The 14,810-nt window shown below is 38.5% G+C and carries 22 protein-coding genes; all 22 read right to left on the reverse strand.

The window, feature by feature from the left end; all coding sequences use genetic code 11:
* Positions 1-5 precede the first annotated feature (5 nt).
* Entirely contained in the window at positions 6-278 is a 273-nt protein-coding gene (locus tag PI85_RS05645; RefSeq protein ID WP_036122592.1) for a hypothetical protein, read from the reverse strand.
* 53 nt (positions 279-331) lie between these two features.
* A complete protein-coding gene (locus PI85_RS05650) occupies positions 332-1,108 on the reverse strand; it encodes a DNA methyltransferase (protein ID WP_036122589.1) in 777 nt (258 codons plus the stop codon).
* 137 nt (positions 1,109-1,245) lie between these two features.
* Positions 1,246-1,356 (reverse strand): CD1375 family protein, encoded by a 111-nt coding sequence (locus PI85_RS25020; RefSeq protein WP_255350094.1) that lies wholly within the window; start codon positions 1,354-1,356, stop codon positions 1,246-1,248.
* On the reverse strand, positions 1,356-1,763 hold the full coding sequence (locus tag PI85_RS24515) for a hypothetical protein (protein WP_052323449.1): 408 nt from the start codon (positions 1,761-1,763) through the stop codon (positions 1,356-1,358). The genes PI85_RS25020 and PI85_RS24515 overlap by 1 nt, the downstream gene beginning before the upstream one ends.
* Positions 1,764-1,777: 14 nt before the next feature.
* A complete protein-coding gene (locus tag PI85_RS05660; protein WP_036122588.1) occupies positions 1,778-3,433 on the reverse strand; it encodes a hypothetical protein in 1,656 nt (551 codons plus the stop codon).
* A complete protein-coding gene (locus tag PI85_RS05665) occupies positions 3,433-4,251 on the reverse strand; it encodes a putative phage tail protein (protein ID WP_052323451.1) in 819 nt (272 codons plus the stop codon). The genes PI85_RS05660 and PI85_RS05665 overlap by 1 nt, the downstream gene beginning before the upstream one ends.
* A gap of 10 nt (positions 4,252-4,261) precedes the next feature.
* Complete coding sequence (locus PI85_RS23505) at positions 4,262-4,609, reverse strand: hypothetical protein (protein ID WP_052323452.1); 348 nt, start codon at positions 4,607-4,609, stop codon at positions 4,262-4,264.
* A complete protein-coding gene (locus tag PI85_RS05675; protein ID WP_036122584.1) occupies positions 4,606-5,646 on the reverse strand; it encodes a baseplate J/gp47 family protein in 1,041 nt (346 codons plus the stop codon). The genes PI85_RS23505 and PI85_RS05675 overlap by 4 nt, the downstream gene beginning before the upstream one ends.
* On the reverse strand, positions 5,647-6,093 hold the full coding sequence (locus PI85_RS23510) for a DUF2634 domain-containing protein (RefSeq protein ID WP_052323454.1): 447 nt from the start codon (positions 6,091-6,093) through the stop codon (positions 5,647-5,649).
* The gene (locus PI85_RS05685; RefSeq protein ID WP_036122581.1) at positions 6,083-6,364 is read right to left on the reverse strand and encodes a DUF2577 family protein; all 282 of its coding nucleotides are present in this window, start codon (positions 6,362-6,364) and stop codon (positions 6,083-6,085) included. Before PI85_RS05685 ends, PI85_RS23510 begins: the two co-directional genes overlap by 11 nt.
* A complete protein-coding gene (locus PI85_RS05690) occupies positions 6,365-7,342 on the reverse strand; it encodes a hypothetical protein (RefSeq protein ID WP_036122578.1) in 978 nt (325 codons plus the stop codon). It lies immediately after the preceding gene.
* On the reverse strand, positions 7,342-7,764 hold the full coding sequence (locus tag PI85_RS05695) for a hypothetical protein (protein ID WP_036122575.1): 423 nt from the start codon (positions 7,762-7,764) through the stop codon (positions 7,342-7,344). Before PI85_RS05695 ends, PI85_RS05690 begins: the two co-directional genes overlap by 1 nt.
* 12 nt (positions 7,765-7,776) lie before the next feature.
* Positions 7,777-9,801: a phage tail tape measure protein gene (locus tag PI85_RS23515; RefSeq protein ID WP_052323456.1), complete on the reverse strand. Its 2,025-nt coding sequence runs from the start codon at positions 9,799-9,801 to the stop codon at positions 7,777-7,779.
* A gap of 205 nt (positions 9,802-10,006) precedes the next feature.
* Complete coding sequence (locus tag PI85_RS05705; protein WP_036122574.1) at positions 10,007-10,399, reverse strand: hypothetical protein; 393 nt, start codon at positions 10,397-10,399, stop codon at positions 10,007-10,009.
* Positions 10,400-10,423: 24 nt separating this feature from the next.
* On the reverse strand, positions 10,424-10,858 hold the full coding sequence (locus PI85_RS05710; protein ID WP_036122571.1) for a phage tail tube protein: 435 nt from the start codon (positions 10,856-10,858) through the stop codon (positions 10,424-10,426).
* Positions 10,859-10,870: 12 nt separating this feature from the next.
* Positions 10,871-11,926: a phage tail sheath C-terminal domain-containing protein gene (locus PI85_RS05715; protein WP_036122569.1), complete on the reverse strand. Its 1,056-nt coding sequence runs from the start codon at positions 11,924-11,926 to the stop codon at positions 10,871-10,873.
* A 3-nt stretch (positions 11,927-11,929) separates the two neighbouring features.
* Positions 11,930-12,406 (reverse strand): DUF6838 family protein, encoded by a 477-nt coding sequence (locus PI85_RS05720; protein ID WP_036122567.1) that lies wholly within the window; start codon positions 12,404-12,406, stop codon positions 11,930-11,932.
* Positions 12,403-12,831 (reverse strand): HK97 gp10 family phage protein, encoded by a 429-nt coding sequence (locus tag PI85_RS05725; protein ID WP_052323458.1) that lies wholly within the window; start codon positions 12,829-12,831, stop codon positions 12,403-12,405. Before PI85_RS05725 ends, PI85_RS05720 begins: the two co-directional genes overlap by 4 nt.
* Complete coding sequence (locus PI85_RS05730; RefSeq protein ID WP_200886553.1) at positions 12,828-13,160, reverse strand: phage head closure protein; 333 nt, start codon at positions 13,158-13,160, stop codon at positions 12,828-12,830. Before PI85_RS05730 ends, PI85_RS05725 begins: the two co-directional genes overlap by 4 nt.
* A gap of 6 nt (positions 13,161-13,166) precedes the next feature.
* Complete coding sequence (locus PI85_RS05735; RefSeq protein WP_036122562.1) at positions 13,167-13,457, reverse strand: head-tail connector protein; 291 nt, start codon at positions 13,455-13,457, stop codon at positions 13,167-13,169.
* Positions 13,447-13,602, reverse strand: coding sequence for a hypothetical protein (locus PI85_RS24390; protein ID WP_158499503.1), 156 nt, complete (start codon positions 13,600-13,602; stop codon positions 13,447-13,449). Before PI85_RS24390 ends, PI85_RS05735 begins: the two co-directional genes overlap by 11 nt.
* 38 nt (positions 13,603-13,640) lie before the next feature.
* Entirely contained in the window at positions 13,641-14,810 is a 1,170-nt protein-coding gene (locus PI85_RS05740; protein ID WP_042737485.1) for a phage major capsid protein, read from the reverse strand.

A 14,810-nucleotide genomic window follows, 5' to 3' on the forward strand; every position in this document is an offset into this window, starting at 1 on the left:
CCAAATTATAGTCTAAAAAAATTTAGGATAAGGGCAATAATGGCTACTGCCCATCCCCCCCAATTGCGAATTGCTTCAAGAACTTTATTTTTTCCGATAGATACGGCTTCAATTTTTACCATCAATTCTTTTACTTCATCCACGTCTAGTTTTAAATCGTGGTACTCTTCACGTAATCCGTTGTATTGTTGAATCAAATTACGGGTTTCCTGCATTTCACCTCGTAACGCCTGAATTTGTTCGAACAAATCTTTATTCGAATACCATTCTTCGCTCATCTCAGACACCTCACACAAAAAATAGCCACTACTCAAACGAGAAGTGACTTTAACTATATTTTTATAATTTCTACTTGTGATAATCCCAAAATCTCTCGATTTACATTTACACGATCTTTGCCCTTTTCACAGTATTCAGGTTCTAATTCAAAGCCTATCCAGTTACGTCCTGTATTGTCACACGCAACTGCAGTAGTAAATCCACCCATACAATTATCCAAAACAGTATCACCTTCATTTGTATAAGTGCGCACTAGGTATTCAAATAATGCAATTGGTTTTTGTGTTGGGTGCCATGTGCCACTATCGCGCGGAAAATCTACAACTGACTTAGGAAAATTCTTTTTCTTCACGACAAAAGGTTTGTTGTTTAATGTTTCATTATTTTTCCCCAAGACTTGCATTTTTGGTGAATTCCTAATAACTACTTTAGGTTTAACAAACTCAACACCCTGTGGATTGTACTTAGGTAGTTTTTTATAAAACACGCATACATTCTCATGGTTTTTCAAGGGCATTCGATTAGCATTAGGAAACCCTGTTACATGATTTCCTTTCTTCCAAATCCACTCATACCTAAATAATTTAAGGTTGGACATAACTAATTTACTTGTAAAGGGCTGGCTTGCTGTTAATACAACGGCCCCGTTATCTTTGATTATTCGCTCATACTGCTCCCATAAAAGATCAAATGGGATTATTGAATCCCAACGACAGGCAGTTGTTCCATAGGGTAAATCACATAGAATCATATCAACTGATTTGTCAGGTATGTACTTCATACCCTCCAGGCAATCCATATTGTAAATCGTATTGTTGCAAATTTTCATATCTTTTTTCCCTCCGATGTGTAATAATAGAAATCGGATAGGAACATTCGTTCTTATTTTGTGATTAGGAGGCTCATTAAAGTGAGCCTCTTTTTTACGTTTTAGGCATAAAAAATAACGCTAGCTTAATGCTGCGTCTACTTGTTTTCCTTATCGAGTAATGCTTGTACAGCTTCTCGCCACAACATCGGCACCTGATCAACTGTTCGCAAATTCATTTTAATTAAATCCCAATATAATTTTGCCATTATAAAACCCCCTTATTTGTTAGTGTTTCTACTACTTCGGCAATAGCTAATTGATTTTCTATTTTGTCTTGCTGTTGTGCCTCTGCTGATTCAGCTAATGCTAATTTCAATTCTTTGTTTTCTTCTTTAACAGTGTTTAATTCGTTTTGTAAGTTTTGCATGATCTGCTCGGGCGACGTAGGCGGTAACACTACGTCGATATACTTGTAAAATAGCTCCTGTGTATCTGTGTTATAAAATAGATCGGCGCTTTTACCAGGAATATTGTCAGCCTGTGGCACTTCGTCTACTAGGATACCTAGTTTTAAATCTTCCTCCGTTAACAAGTCGGGCGCGTAATGATGTGCCCCGATGCGCTTTATATTATGTTCGTTTGTGTCTTGTAAAAATAAAAATATGTTTCCCATGTTTTAAGGCTCCTCTATCTTTGTAATTTTAAGGTTTTAGAAAGTACAGAAGCGATCGTTCTCGACGCGTTTATTGGCGGTATTACAGCGTTTTCGGAAAAACCTACATTCGCTACTGTAGCTACATTTGAAACGTCGCACGACGCGGCTATTGTCTCTATAAAACTGGCAGATTTAGCATCCGCCGCAAGACGGTACATATGCACACCCGACTTCGTAGCACAACTCATTAAGTCACCTTTGATAGATAACCCAGAAGGTTCTGGACCGTTAACACTAAAAGTTGACAGTTGAGCTAGGGACGTCGAATAGACATATACTATACCGTATACGTGTATAACAGATATACCTCCCGCGTTGTTAGCGGCTAGCCCTAACATTTGATACTCGTAGGTAAAAGGGACTTTTCCTATGTAACTAAAACTAGCCCCTTTATGTTGGTACATACACTTTGAACTAGCTAAAAAAATGTAGTCTCCTACGGTTTGCATTCTGTGAGGTATAATATCTGTGTGATTACCCCCTAAGTTAGCACTAACCCCTAGAAATGCACCGCTAGTAGGATTAAATCTAGCAATCCACGAATACCCATTACTGTAGTTAGTAGCAAGCAGTAACACTTCTTTGGTTGCGCCGTTATCCCATAAACAAATGTCGGCAGCCCTGTCCGCGTATGATGATGGGACAGTACCGAATACTAGCGAAATACGTGCCCCATTTACAGGGTTTAACACTTCTAATCCATAACTGTTTTGCGTTGTTGTCTCGTCATGACCGTACACGCCTACATACAACTTATCGTTATATACAATAATACGAGTGCCATATGCATAGCCAATCGGAACATTCTTTTTCCATACTAATCTACCTGTAAGCACTTCCCAACAGTAAAATATTTGACCTAAAGAGTATGCGTTCGCCCACGCAAACGCATATTCGACACCGTTAACTGTGGCTATTTCTGAGTTGAAAAACGTTGCGGTATTGCTCAAATTATTGATGTCCACTGGGTTTATTTCATTTGTTACTATATATGGTCGGTTAACAAGGTCTTGCGCTTTTATTAGGGCGCCTTGCGAGTAACCACCCCCTTTACCCTGTAATTGAAAAGCCCCACCTGCGTAACATAGAGTGTAAACTATCCCACTAGGTAGGTCGTTGGCTTTAAGTTGACCCCCGTTTAAAAATATGGGGTACGCTTGTGTTGTACCCCCTGCGTGAGTGATTGAAATTGTAGTAGCACCAGTGTTGGTATGCATATTAAAGAATCGGAAAGAAGCTCCGTTCACTGGTACGCCTGCTTGGGTTGTTGGTAAGTAATGTGCTGTGGTTAATGTTTTAGCATTAGCTGATCCACCCGAATTACCAAACCATCTAGTATGCCCTTCATCATCTTTGATATGGGTATTGAGTTTTGTATCAATAGCTGCAGTCTGCTGATCCGTATACTCTTTAGCATTTGTTTCAACATCATTAACCGTTTGTTTAATCTCATTAATCGACCCTGCCAGCGTCTTATCATTCGTTTCTAAATCAGGAATCGATGCGCTACCCTCCTGCAATTCACTTACTGCAGTGTCCAACACATCCATGTTGTCGTTTAAATCCTGGACGTTTATGCTGTCTGTTAAATCAGGCTTTTTTAAATTTAATTTTGGCGTAAGTTGCATCAAATCACCTCATCCCATATTTTTATATTTTCCCAAGTTATTTTGCTTACATCTTCCCAAGTGCGATCACTTACAAAGCCCCACGTATTGAAGGAATAAACATAGTTAAATTGCAAATGAGCAGGAACAATAATATCAATTGCCTGCATTAATCCTTCTATGTTGTCAGGTATGCCCCTGGTACCAACAAATCGAATCTCGTAAACTCCTGGCGTATCTGTTGCGTTTACCTCTACTTCTCCATTGCTATAAGCAGCTGCTACAGCTTTAATAGTTGCTTTGGTAGTTTGGTCAAAACTTGCTCGATTACGTGAAATAATTTGCTCTCTACGTTGGTCATAACGTAATGAGCTATTTGGTTTAATACCAAGATCACGTTCATAGATTGGTAAGGCTTCAATAGCTGTGTCCACAAAAAGGTTACGTTCGGCTATTTCTAGCTGTTGTTCGGTGTTCCTGAACTCTTTATCATCTGAGGTTAAAACAGCTCTGAAAATCGTTGATTTACGCTCATACAGCGGTAAATGCTTAATCATATCCGTGAAATAATCTCGCGTTGAAACAACAATACTTGTAATCATTTCTGTTTGTGCCTGCATGATGATAGGCGATTGCACTACTTTAACACCTCGCGGCTGCAGCTCTGTTATAACTTCATTCAGGGAATTACCTGACGTTGCTACGGTTACGCCTTGTGTCTGTAACTCAGTTTCTGTAATCATCAGGGCAAGTCTAAAGCATTCCCATTGGTGCGCTGAAAGCTCACCCCAGGTAAAGACTGCAGCTTGACCCCATTCTGATTGTGGTATAGCGTGCATAGTTACTCACCTACTTCAATCGAACAATCAAATAGTTTTTAGGTATCTTGTATTGGCTTGATACATCGATATTCTTTGTAAATTCGGCTTGCGATTTAAACAGCAAATTGCCACCTGTTTTTGCATCAAAAATGCCGATGTGTGAAATATCTCCCCAGGACTCTGCAGCAATAGGAAATAAAATATCCGCGTTATTAGAAGTTTGTCCATCCGTTGGTGTTGCAAATATCCCTTGTTGCCTCGCATAACTTGCTGTGTTTACTTCAACATCATTATTAAAGAGGGCTACATATACTGTTGCTGTCCTTAAATTGTCCGTTAGAACCTTGTTTTTTAAATGGACTGTCATGTGATTCATTCATTTACACCTCCCATTACTGGCACCCCATCATCAGGAATAACCACATTAGCAGTTGATCCATTGATTAATAGATCCTGATAATCCATAACTCCGTCACTATCAATAATGAGCGCCCCAATCTTTGCGTAGCTCACAAACGAAGCCTTAAAAGCTATCTCTTTTAAATGCTTTGTAATATTCTTTTTGATATTTGCTTTGACTACTTCCTCAGTGAAGCCAGGCATTAAAGTTATGGCTACTGTTAAATTGAGAAACAATGCAACTGCAGGTATTACAAGAAGATCCTCAACACCAAACGGCATTTCCTTCTCGATGTGTTCCCTCACATCTTCTACTAGCTCAATCGGTGCAGGTAGCTTATTCGCATCGATAACAACAACTTTCATTGTTAATGGGCCATTATAGCGAGGGAATACCTTTGCATCACCTATGCCTGTAACTTCTAAGGCCCATTGACGATAATGATATTTGTTACCTGCCTTTCCTGGGCGCTGTAACTTATCGTAATGCCGTTGGCGTAAATCTTTGTCTGTTTCTTCATCGTAGCCATCCACAACAGGTTCAGGATTGTACACATTGATTAAGCCAGAGATCGATACAGGAAAATTTTTAATTGTATTGGCTGGTACATTTCCTATTTGGCCAAATTCGTTACACTGTATTCTCACATGAGCTAAACCACTTTCATTGAGTGTTACTTCTTCAATTACTGTAAATAAAATGGTGTCGGTACCTACCATATCGCCTGTTCTTACAATCGTTCCAGCTGCACCCGAAACAATGACAGTCGTTGTTGCTTGGGTGGCCAACTTTCGGATTGGTCCTGTGTGTTGAATAACAAAGCGTGTTAATTCGTCACCTGTTAAATTCTCAACATCTAATTTCTCTTGTATTTCCGCAATTTTCTTTTGCTGATTTGCAAACTCAACAGCTGCAGGCTTTGTTACATCATAAATAAACTCACCCTTTGCCTTGTCGTACTCGTTATTAATGCCGGACATCATGCGATCATGAATAAGTTTTTCATCTTCCATTTAAGCTGCCACCCCTTTTAACTGTTCATCCATATCAAATGCCCCTTCTACGGTAACGACCCTAAATTTTATCCGCATCCATTTTCCATCACGCTCAAATTGCCACTCTTGTACTTCTTGAATGTGCGTATGTTCCAATAATGCTGCAGTAACTTCTCGTTTGATTTCTGCCTCTATAAAAGCGCGTGGCAAGCTAGAACCTATTAAATCATCCAGTGTTGCTCCGTAATTTTCATCTTTATAAATCCTGAATCGAAAGCGCTCAGTCTTTAAAACTTTTATGATCCATTGCTTCAATGTTTCGAGGCCATGAATAGCAACCATCTTCCCATTACGAATTACAAAGTCGCCTTTATCAAAGTCATATAAAAAAGACTTACCTAGTGGCGGCAAGTCCGTTTCATTTTCCTGTGTATTAAATTCAAGTTCTGCAATCTTAGGTAACATCAAACTTCACCGCCTTATCGATCACAAAATACATTTGTTCATCAGCTGTTGGAATTAAAATAACTTCATCACCATTCATCAAACCTTTAGTAACAACCGTTTCAGTAAATATTAATTGTTCATTATCCAAAGTGATTGTTTCGTTTAGCTGTATATTCGTGTTAGGCGGAGGCGTAATGACTTTTCCAGTTGTCATAGATTTAGCGGCATTTGCTGTTGTGGGATCTTGGCCACCTCTAATAAGTAGAGCTAGTTCTGTCAATGCATCCATTTACTTCACCTCTAAACTAGGCTTCATGGTATGAATCCCATTGCTGATTGTATGAAGCACGTCTTTAATAAGAAACGTACCCTTAATGCCTGTTACTGGCTCATCTAATTTAACCAGTCGGCCAGCTCTGAAATTATCATCACCCATAAATTCAACATCATTTTCCTCTATAATTTTTGAAAACTGCTTTAATTCATTTTCAGCAATCTGTTTAGCACTTTTCTTCTCATTCTGATCTAGTTTAACTACTTTAGTAATTCGGCCATATTTCTCAACCATTTTATTATCCGATTTTGTTAAAACAACTTTATCATTGTTACCTACAACCTGAATTGTGTTGGCCATGTCCACAATGCTACGCTTTTTAGAAGGTTTCATAATAACTGAATTAATATCGTAAGATGTGCCACCGCCAAAGAGTTGAAAGGTTCCAGTAATCACTACATTACTTTGCTTTTCAATGTATAGTTTGCCCTGGCGCATTTCCATGAGATATTTAACGCCTAACGATTGCTCTGCAGCCGTTAGAATTTCTTTGATAATCTCACTCACTTTTTTCTCGTTAAAGATTTTTGAAATGGATTTAGGGATTGAAACAATATGACCGATTGGCACGTTAAAATCTTTCAGGATCTTCTTAATACATGCGTCTGCAGATAGTTTTTTAAATTGATATACAGCTGTGGATTTATTTAAGTAAAAGGCATAATCAAACCCAATGTAAGCAATAGGTGAGGTGCCACTTTTTAGCTCGTCTACTATAATTACGCGTGTGATCTCTTTACCGTTATTAAGTAAAACAACCATATCCCCTATGTCACAAGGATTCTTAGGAAAATGTTTCGTATCATTGAACGCAATACTAAAATTTAGTTCGTCTCCTAGTTCATCCATGTTACTACGCCAGGTTAAGGTACCTATCATTGGTGTAATATTTATCTTGGTATCACCCTTGATTAACCATAATTCATGGGCCATCATTTCACCTTCTTTTTATTGAGATTAATAAACTTAAACTCAGATAAAGCGAGCGTATAATAAACATCACCTGATCCATCTTGTACGCCCGCCTCAAAGTTATCGATGACAACAGGTATATTAATGGGTGTATTCGTAATGATTAATCGAATCGGGACTCGTCTATCAATCCATGATTGGATGATTTCATAATACTCCCACCCCAAATATTTGTTGTTTCGTGAAAATGGGTATGCCTTAGACGGAAAGAAAGAATCAAATGCCAATGACTTCAACCCTCTTTGACCAATCAATTTAATATCACCTTGATTAATAGTCGTATAGGTTTCATGATTTAGAGGACTTGCTATCTTAATTTCTGACGGCACGATAGGAAGCTGAATAACCTGTTCACGATTATTGATACTTAAAAATATATCCATCTATTCAACCTCCTATAAATTGGCCAATCGTAATTTAAGTAATGGCACAAGTTCGTTCGCTACTTCCATTGCTGTTATTCCTTTGGCATTTAGATTTTCAATGATTAAAGTTATACCGCCACTATTTGCAGGTGTAGCCTGTGAAGTACTTCCGCCAGGTGTAGGACTTGCTACAGTAACAGGTGAAGGCTGCACCATTTGATCCACATTGTCTATTGATCCACCAGCTGCACGAATCCTTTCAGATTGTCGAGCTGGAATGACCATTTCATCCTTATGCAGTTCAGCTATGTAACCATCATAGGGCACACGATCTAAACCGCTGGCATGTGATCCCGAAATGAATTTACCTACAGAACCTGCAGCCTTTCCAATAGCACCACCAATTTTTGAAACCCATTCAGGCGGTTGAAAGCTCAGGATTGCATTTTTAAAGCTGATAAACTTATCATACAACCCTTTAAAAAAGCCTGTAACTGGCTGTATTTTTTGAGCAGCCCAATCATAAATGCCTCCAAATACTTCTTTTGTCGTGGCCCACAACTCGCCTGCTTTTGCCTTAACAGTATCCCAATTTCGATATAACAAGACACCTGCCGCAACTACTGCAGCTATGCCGATAACTACCCAAGTCAAAGGACTGGCAAGCATGGCCGTATTCATGGCCCATTGTCCAGCTGTCGCTAGGCCCATTGCTGTTTTAAAACCCTGGACCATAGTTGTAACAGTTGAAATGACTTTCAATGTCCCCATTCCTGCAGCCACAATCCCTGCAGCTGTTCCAACTCCAATAAGAGTTTCTTTAATTGGCCCCCAATTCTCACGGACCGTATTTCCAAACTCAAATGCTTTTTGTACAATCCCTTGAATTTTAGGAACCAATTCATCAGCTTTTTGTGCAACGCCCTGTAAAAACTCTTGTGCTCCTGCACCGTTTACAACATCGGCTATTCCTACCTGCAATTCTCGCCATGATGAAATTAATCTATTTTTAAGGCTTCCTTCCACCGTGGCGGCTGCTGAATCTGTTGCACCTTCAAAATCCTTCATGGCGTCTTTTGAGCCAAGCATTGCATACATGGCCCCTGCTTCGAGGTCTTCCCATTTTGTACCGAAAAGTGAAACAGCTAATTGATTGGCTGTTACCTGGTCATCCATTCCTTTTAACTCGGCTGTAACAGCACTCGCAACCTCAGCTACAGTCGCTTCACCACGGTTAAAACTTTCCCACAGATCAAATGTCGATTTACTCATGGCTGAGAATGTTTCATCCGTTGACTTCGAACCATCTTTAACCCTGATTTGAAACTCTTTCATGACGTCATTTACGTAATCCAGGTTATAAACGCCAGCTTTCGCCCCTCGTTCCATGATGCCGAAATATTCTTCTGCACTATAGCCCATCGTCCCAAATAACGATGAATACTCAGCTACATTGTCAAACATTTCATTAGAGAAGTTTAATCCTCGTTGACCACCTGCAGTAAATAAATCAAATGCCTTATCTGCTGAGATTCCAAAGGCCTCCATCATATTGTTTGTGCCGCGAGTGACCTCGTTCACATCACCATCAAACGTTTTTGCTAGCAACATTGCATTAGAAGTGACTTTGCCAAGTTCCCCATTATCAATATTTTTCATATTTTGTCTTACACGCGCTAATGAATTTGTGACTTCATCGATGTTTTCCCCATAACCTTTGCTGAAAACTTCTTTAGCTGCATTTCCGTACACGCCCATTTGTTCAGCAGTTGCGCCAGTCTGAGCCTGTAACATATCCAGCGAGCTACCCATATCCAAGACGGTTTTCCCCACACTTGCCCCAAATGCCGCAACTCCTGCGGCACCTAAAGCAGCCGCACCAGCACCAACCGTTTTAAAAATCCTTGTTGCACCTTGTCCAAAGCGTTGAATATGGTTCCCCACTCTTGTAATACCTCGGCCGAAATCATCAGCTCGATCACTTGCACGTCTTAAATTGCTAGAAAAATCACGGTCTTGCAAGGTAAGAACTGCAGATATAACCCTATTTCCCAATCCCTCACCGCCTTTACAAAAGAAAAAAGCTAAAGCATTCGCGCTCTAGCTTTCATTTCCATTTCTTTATCTTTTTCTTCTAAATATTTTTCTATACTAGCCATCATTATTAGCTTTGTATCATAGTCAAGGTTTAATAGGTATTCAGGCTTAAAACCTCGTTGAATATAGTGATGAAGAAAGTAAAAATCATCATCACTATCAATTAGTTTTTTATAGCCTTAACTCCGCCTTTTTTATAGCCTGCAAGCTCGAAAGCCACCTCTGATAATTGAGCAATCTCACCAGGTTCAAAGATTTTAGAAACAACATCAGTAGGCAATGTGCCTCCATATGCTTTCTGTAATTCCGCATCTTTTAAATCCGGTTCAACCATTGTGTTATACACCATATAAACATCTGCGTCTGTATCATTATTTTCATCGCGAGCCATTTTCATAGTATCTACGCAAAGAGATTTTTCAGGTTTACGCAATACTACTTCAACGTCCAAACGCTCAACTTTCACTGTCTCAGTAACATCGTCCTTCACCTGGTATTTTTCTTTTTCTTTTAATAAATCCGTTACTGATAATCTTTTGATAGTTTTTTTAGACATTTATGTTTCCTCCGTTATATTTATTTAGGCGCCAATTAAATCAATTGGATCATAGTTTGCAAAGCTAAATGGCAATTCTTCTGTACCGATTGTTTTTTGTGCAAATTGCATTAACATGAATTCACTGAAAGTTACTTCTTTAATGGCTACGCGCTCAGAACCAAAAGCGTCAGGATCGGCAAGTTTGCCAACAATATTCACCTCAGGCGTAATACCTTTTTTTACAGCAACCGCTAGTAATCCAGCCCCTCGGCTGTAAACTTTTTTCACTTTTAGCGTTCCTTCTCCTGTCCAACCTGTCATTTTCTTATGTGTAGCTAAATCCTCGGCCATGTTTACGTCTTCATAATCGATAGATACTTTAGCCTCAAATTCTTCAATGTCGAGCCATTTTTCGTTGTTAACCCATACACTACCGAATGAACCGTTAATCACTTGATTAGACTTAATTTTTTTCATGTGGTCCCCTCCTTAAATCGCAATATCTAAATCTAAGTCCTCCATAGCGTCAACGATTTTAACTTTTCCACCTAAATATACATTGCGCTTAAAGGTTCTTTCTTTCACTTTTTGATCGTCCCAATCAGATGAATCAACTCCGATTTTCTCCCATGCTGCACGTTGTTTTTTTACGTCAACTTCTGCCAAATTATCGAATTTAGGATCTAATATTTCTTGATCTCCTAAGCCTGAAAAATAAACATTAATAGACTGTAAAAATAGGACTTGGTTATCGTAGGTATTGTTTAATTTACCGATGTAATATTTATCAAAGGTTGTCCGAATATCGTCTTTAATCATATCCATAACTTCCATAACACGAATTGATTTAAAGTCTTCCGTTTTCACTCCTGAAAGTGTCGTCAAACTATTTACGCCTCGTCCAATCTTAATAACTTCACCGTCATTAATTAGAATGAGTTCACCTTTATCAACAGCTGTATCAGGATCTTCAATTTCTGTAATGCTATCGATTTCGGGTAACTCGTAATAAGTAGATGAACGAGTAAATGGCACACCTGCTAAAATGCCAGCAATTCGGCATGTGTATTCAGATGTTGTGTACTCTTTTTCTTTTACCTTGATTCCTGCAGTTGTGAAATTTATAATCCCTTCATGATCCGCTAAGGTGTTAGGTAATACGGCTTTGAAAGTCTTTTTCTCCACACGTTTTTTCTTGATCCAAGATTCAATAGCAGGTGTATCAGCGTCCTTAATGCCCGGAATGGCCAAGTAATTAAAGCGTTTATTATTTAGGCGTTGCAATGCGTCAGTGTAATTTTCTGCAGCTGTTGGTAATCGTTCAATAATAACTTTGCTTGGTTTACCCTTAAACGTTAACTGAATGTAATCCAGGTTTGCCGGAGACCATTCAGTTGTTTTTACTTCATCAAAACTTTTGTACACCACTGTATCAGCTGTCTGCACTTCATCTTTTAAGATCAAAGCAACTATTCCTAGCTGGCTACGCGTGATAACCGTATCGGCTTTACCAATAAACTCAATATTAATTTGCGGTAGGCCCATTGTTTAATCCCCTTCCTCAACCAATTCGCCCATAAGCTCAATTGGATATTTTTCATAAAAATCTTTGCCATTTTTTATTTCATCTTCAATACCAATGTCTTCATTTTCATATTCACGACCATCAAAGAATTGAAGATCAAATTCAAACTGCAGCACGCCATCTATTTCATCAAAATTCGGTTCGTTTATATCTAAATGGCGATCCTCAATTGAAAATTTAAGATCAAATAGATCACCTAGCTTTTCTTGAACATCTAATAATTCAATAGAGTTATTTTCATCTTTAGGAAAATAAAAAATGCGAACCGTACAAGCCTTTTCAACTTGTGTCAAATGGCCCTCACGTTTCACATTATCTAATTCCACTTTGAAAGATGGCCGTGTAAAACCCTCGTTTGCAGCTTTACTTGAAACATCCATATCAAAATTCGTTTGTAACTTTTTATTGATTGTTGTTTTTATCTGTTTAAAGGTAATCATAATTTCTTTTTCCTCAATAATTCATCTAGCCATTTTACGGTTTCAACTTCAATATCACCCGAGGTTTCAAAATCTCGCATACCTTTGTCCAATGGTTTTTTACCTGGAACAAATTTACCCGTCCTATTGCCATCATGGTCTACCATCCAGTGACCATCCTCCACCAAATGGGCGTGAGGTGATGAATTGTAAACACGTACTACTAGTTCCCCCTGATAACCGATAAAGACTTTTCCTCGTTTCCACTTCTTGTGATAGCCGCCTGTTTTCTTTTTAACTAGGCTACGAGATTTCTTAGCTACGGTTTTCCTCGCTTTTGAACCTATTTTACGCATCAATTTTGGTGCCTCTTTTGGCAGCTCTTTTGTGGCTATATCATATAAGTCCCTTTGAAAGTCTGTTAGGCCGTTCATTTGAATACTCACTTCAACACCTCCTGGACAAAGATTTCAAGCGTTTCATTCTTAAAATAAGGATTGAGAACATATTTGATTTCAAACTCATGATCCTTATATTTGATACGCATATCCTTTGTAATGTCTTTGCCAGCGTTATATCGAACAATAATTTTATGTGTAACATTCGTTAGGACTGTATCAGCTACTTGCTTTTGAAGCGAGCCAGTTTGTGGAATGATAGCAGCCCATACTTTCTTTACAGGTAGAAACTTATAAATAGTTTCTTCCAGTTCATTTTTTGCCTTTTGATTAGTGAGGATTTCAATTCTGTGTCTTAAATCTCCAGGATTCATCATCTCACCTCAAAGTAAATTAATAGAGTGCATATCTAAAATGGATTGAACAACCTTATTTACGTTGTTATCCTTCACTGTAAAGACACGATTTTCATACATTTCATTTGCAAGTACAAAAACAGCAATTGAAATATCCTCTTTGGTGTCTAACTGTTCATCTGATAACCCTGTATAGCCTTTTATATAGGCCTTTACAGCCGATAGAATAAGCGTAAAAGTTGAAAGGATTTCCGTATCTGTTTCATCTTCTCGCGCATATTTAGCCAGCTCACTTGGCGTAATTTTACTAACCTGCATCGGTTTTCACCTGCTTTTTCGTAACAACTTCCTCGACATGGCCAGCCTGTAACAAGTCCTCTGCAACTTCTTTCGATAACACTTTAACTTCATCTTTAGACATCGTGACGCTACCTGAAAAGCTCACAAGTGCTTTTACTTTCATTCTGTCACCCCCAATAAAAGAAGCGTAGAGTATAGCCCCTACGCTGATTTCATAACTAATTTAGAGATTTTTTGTTCATTTTCAACCTTTGAATCAATTTCAATCCAGCCTACAACACCAATTGCATGTTGAGTGGCATATTTTTCGCGTAGAATTTCAATCGAAACATTCTCAGAAAGTTTTACTCCAAGACCTGACATATCGCCATAGTAAATTGCTGTTTTCCCTGCTTCCATTCCTGACATATTATCAGATGCATATACATCTTTCCCAAGTAAAGTATAGCCCCAACGAGCTGTTGCATCTTTGTTTAACAGGTAGTTACCTTGTCCATCTTTCAATTTGCGAATAGCTTTACGCGTTGTTTTGTTCATGATCCAAATTGCATTGCCCTGGAAAGCGTCAGGTACTTCCTCTTGCACATCAATTAATTCATCTGCTGTTAATACTGTAGCAGCTGCAGCAGTTACAGATTGCTTTACAGTTGAAAGGCCCGTAATTTTATTTGGCGTACCGTTTAATAATTGGTTCTCAATCCATTTTGCGATTGATTCAGCCATTTTCGCTACAACAAAAGATACAAGATCAAATTGAGCATTATTAACGAGTGACTTAGACACTTTACTTAATGCACCTGCTAAGAAGCCTTTTAATTCAATTGAAGAGAATCTTCCGCTTGTAGATTCCAATTCTACAAATTCATCAGCATAAGCCATTTCAATTGTTCCTGCAGATTCATCGTAATAAGGAATACTTAATGAACCAGCAATATTATAACGAGTTGATAATTGATAAATTGGTGAAATATCATATACCTTTTGAATGATCTTGTTGGCAATGCTAGAAGGGATAACAGCGCCATTAGCACCTACTGTTAAATTAACATCTGCTCGTTCTTCTACCACACCACGAATGTAGTTTTCGAAAGCGCGTGTTTCAGATTCTTCTAGAGTACGTTTTTCAGCTTGTTTAGCAGGTTCTTTTTTATCTAAAGAACGTGCTTCATCCAATGCAGTGATCGTTTTATCAAGTCCTGCAATTTCGCTTTTAATTTCATCAAAGCGAGTTGATTCCTGGTCAGTAAGTGCGCGCGTTTCTTCTTTGGCACCCTTTAGTAAATTGTCCATTTCATCTAATAAGTTATTGCGCTGCTCCATTAGTGATGGCATAGATCGCGTTTCAATAAATTTCTTAATAACTTTTTTCAT

The organism is Lysinibacillus sp. A1 (assembly GCF_000801965.1).
In the GTDB taxonomy this organism is placed as follows: domain Bacteria; phylum Bacillota; class Bacilli; order Bacillales_A; family Planococcaceae; genus Lysinibacillus; species Lysinibacillus fusiformis.